Below are 3,285 nucleotides of genomic sequence, written 5' to 3'. Positions count from 1 at the left end.
TAAGCAATTTCCGCTGCAGGCCGACTGCAATCAGTGGTTCGCAGAGCGCCTCAAAAAGGCAGGAATTTCGAGGTCTGCATCGTCAAACGGGGCAGCATCCGGATGGTCTTCCGGTGACGAGACGATCTTCTCCGGGACATCGATGTCGTCCTGATCATTATCGCCCTGCGTCGTGCCCTTGCGCCAGCCGAAAAGATTGGCAAAGCCAGCGCCAGCCTCGTCATCGCCCTTGGGCGCGCCTTTTTGCGGCTGCTGACGGTTGAACACTTCGTCTGCGGACACCTGATCGGCCCCCTCAGCACGCTCCATATGGGCCGGTGGAAGCGGGCGGCCACGGAAATCAGGGCGTGGATCGCTTTCAAACATGTCGTTCTGTGTCTCGTCGGCGCCGCTGACGACAACCTTTGGCTGGTCCTCATCGACCGGTGCCGCGACTGTTTCGACAACAGCGGTCTCTGACGGCCTCGCTACTTCTTCACCAGCGACTTCGATCCCGGCAGCCACAACGGAAACCCGCAGGCGGCCTTCAAGCTCTGGATCAAAGGTCGAGCCGAGGATGATATTGGCTTCAGGATCGACTTCGCGGCGGATTTCATTGGCCGCTTCGTCGAGTTCGAACAGCGTCATGTCATAACCGCCCGTGATGTTGATGAGCACGCCCTTGGCGCCTTTCATCGAGACATCGTCGAGCAGAGGATTGTCGATCGCGGCGCGGGCTGCTTCGAGCGCGCGGCCTTCGCCTTCGCTCTCGCCCATACCCATCATGGCAGAGCCCATACCCTTCATGATGGTGCGCACATCGGCAAAATCGAGATTGATCAGGCCAGGCATGACCATGAGGTCCGTGATGCCGCGGACGCCGGAATAGAGCACATCGTCAGCCATGCGGAAGGCTTCGGCGAAAGTGGTACGCTCATTGGCGATACGGAACAGGTTCTGGTTCGGCACGACGATCATCGTGTCGACAGCGTCGCGCATCTTTTCGAGACCGCCTTCAGCGATCGTCATGCGGCGCGCGCCTTCAAAGCCGAACGGCTTGGTCACAACGCCGACAGTCAGGATGCCCTTGTCATGCGCGGCTTTCGAGATGATCGGCGCAGCGCCTGTGCCTGTCCCTCCGCCGAGACCGGCGGCGATGAAGACCATGTGGGCGCCTTCGAGAATTTCATGAATGTCGTCGATCGACTCTTCGGCAGAGGCTGCACCAACTTCAGGTCGGGCGCCAGCGCCAAGGCCGGACGTGGTTTCAAGGCCGAGCTGGATGCGGGTGTCAGCCTTCGAGCGCTCCAGCGCCTGTGCATCTGTGTTGGCCACCACGAACTCAACGCCTTGCAGCTTTGCCTCGATCATATTGTCGACCGCATTGCCGCCAGCACCACCGACGCCAAAGACTACGATCCGGGGCTTGAGTTCTTGGGTCATGAATTGAGTCCGCCTTTACAAATCTACATACCGAGAGTGTCAGGCTCTAGATTGCCTGCCTCAGACTAAGAGACAGTTAAGTGAAGTCTTCGTGGATCAAAAATTTTCACTGAGCCACTGAAAGACTTTCTTCAGCAATCCGCGTTTGCCGGACGCACCTCCTGCGTCGGACGTGCTGCCAGCCCGTGACACGTCCACAAATCCCCTGAATTCATAGCTTAGCAGACCTGCAGCTGTGGAAAAGACCGGATTGGCATGAGATTCACCTAAAATGTCCGCTTCCACAGGCTTTCCTAGGCGTACCGGCTGTTTCAGAACTCGCGTGGCGACGTCGCGCACGCCCGGAAGCAGGCTTCCGCCCCCTGTGAGTACGGTCCGTCTCGGCATGATTTTTTTGAGATCGCAGGTCGAAAACATTTTTTCGGCGAACTCGAATGTCTCTTCGATGCGGGGCGCGATGATCGCAGCGATTTCTCCGCGCGCCATCTTGTAGCCATTCAGCCGGCCGTCATCACCAAGCCGGGCCACCTCGACCCGTTCGGCCATACCTGGTCCGTCGACGATCGCATTGCCGTGCACCGTCTTCATGCGCTCGGCCGCAGCGAAGGTTGTGCCGATGCCCTGCGCTAGGTCTCCCGTGACGTTATTGCCGCCAGCCGGCACCAGACCGAGCCAGGCGGGCGATCCATTGATGAAGGCGCAGGCGGCGGTGACGCCTGAGCCCATGTCGATGCAAATCGCGCCATTCTCGATTTCATCATCGATCAGCGTCCCTGCCCCGCTCGCCACGGCAGACGGAATGATCCGGTCGACATGGAGATGGGCGCGGCCGACGCATTCGACGAGGTTGCGGACCAGCGACTTGGGCGCAGAGATGACAGACAGGAGAACGCTCAGTTTCTCACCGATCATGCCGGCCGGGTCCTTGATCCCGTCCTGGTCGTCCAGCTTGTAGATTACCGGATGCGCACTCAGGACTTCGCGCTGCTTGGCATTGAGTTTCGACAAGGCCGATGCGTGCAGCTTCTTCAGATCCTTTGCCGTGACCTCGCGTCCGCCGATATCTGTGATGCTTGCCACAAATTCGCAGGTGACCTTGGGGCCCGTAATGCCCAGAACGACCTGCTCGATCCGCTCGCCGGCCTGGCGCTCTGCATCTTCGACAGCCAGGCGGATAGAGCGCTCCAGCGCGTCCATGTCCTTGATCGCGCCGCCATTGAAGCCGCGGCTCTGCTGGCGCCCACCGCCCAGAAAAGTGAAGCCTGCCTTTGAAGACGGGTCGTACCGTCCGATCAGGCAGGTTACCTTGGAGCTGCCAATGTCCAGCGAGGCAATCGCCTGCCCGATACGGGCGGCTTTCGCAGGTTTCAGTCTGGCGTCAGCTCTGGCCATGATCAGCTTTCCGCCGGCGAGCTAGTTTCGCCGACTGTCCGTTTCGGTTTGAGGAATGCCTTGCCCGGCACACGGAGATCGATACGCTCGACGCCGCGGCGAGTGAGCGAAGAGTCCGCGTCGAGCTCTGAGAGTTCGAGCGCGGCCCGATCGATTGAGTGATCAGCCGGCAGGCGGATCGTTGTGCCCGACTTCAGCTTGATGTCCCAGCGGCTGGACGAGACCCGTTGAGCGTAGGAAGTGCGCTCGGCAACATCGCCATTAACGGAAAGCGCGCGCATCAGCGCCGGCACCCCGGAAGGGGCTTCAGCGCCGGACACACGAACAAGGTCAGGATAGGTTTCGGCGGCCACGCCCTGCATGACGGCGCCGAGACTGTCGACGACTTTCCAGCCTTCGCCATCATGCCAGAGAGCGACAGGTTCGGCCGGAGAGGCATGGATAAGGATCTGGTTCGGCCACAGGCGGTAG

Annotated in this window: 3 protein-coding genes; all 3 read right to left on the bottom strand. The window is 60.3% G+C overall.

Features of this window, described 5'->3' with window-relative positions:
* Positions 1-30 precede the first annotated feature (30 nt).
* Positions 31-1,422, bottom strand: coding sequence for a cell division protein FtsZ (gene ftsZ, locus WA989_RS17785; RefSeq protein ID WP_424341809.1), 1,392 nt, complete (start codon positions 1,420-1,422; stop codon positions 31-33).
* Positions 1,423-1,518: 96 nt separating this feature from the next.
* Complete coding sequence (gene ftsA, locus WA989_RS17780) at positions 1,519-2,814, bottom strand: cell division protein FtsA (protein ID WP_424341808.1); 1,296 nt, start codon at positions 2,812-2,814, stop codon at positions 1,519-1,521.
* A 2-nt stretch (positions 2,815-2,816) separates the two neighbouring features.
* On the bottom strand, positions 2,817-3,285 hold a 469-nt coding region (locus WA989_RS17775; protein WP_424341807.1), incomplete at its 5' end, for a cell division protein FtsQ/DivIB.

Source organism: Henriciella sp. (genome assembly GCF_049649345.1).
Lineage (GTDB): Bacteria > Pseudomonadota > Alphaproteobacteria > Caulobacterales > Hyphomonadaceae > Henriciella.
This window is presented reverse-complemented; position numbering and strand designations above follow the sequence as displayed.

Bases quoted from the DNA above. Each gene is read 5' to 3' on its own strand.
- ftsZ (WP_424341809.1), bottom strand. From the start codon at position 1,422: ATGACCCAAGAACTCAAGCCCCGGATCGTAGTCTTTGGCGTCGGTGGT.
- ftsA (WP_424341808.1), bottom strand. From the start codon at position 2,814: ATGGCCAGAGCTGACGCCAGACTGAAACCTGCGAAAGCCGCCCGTATC.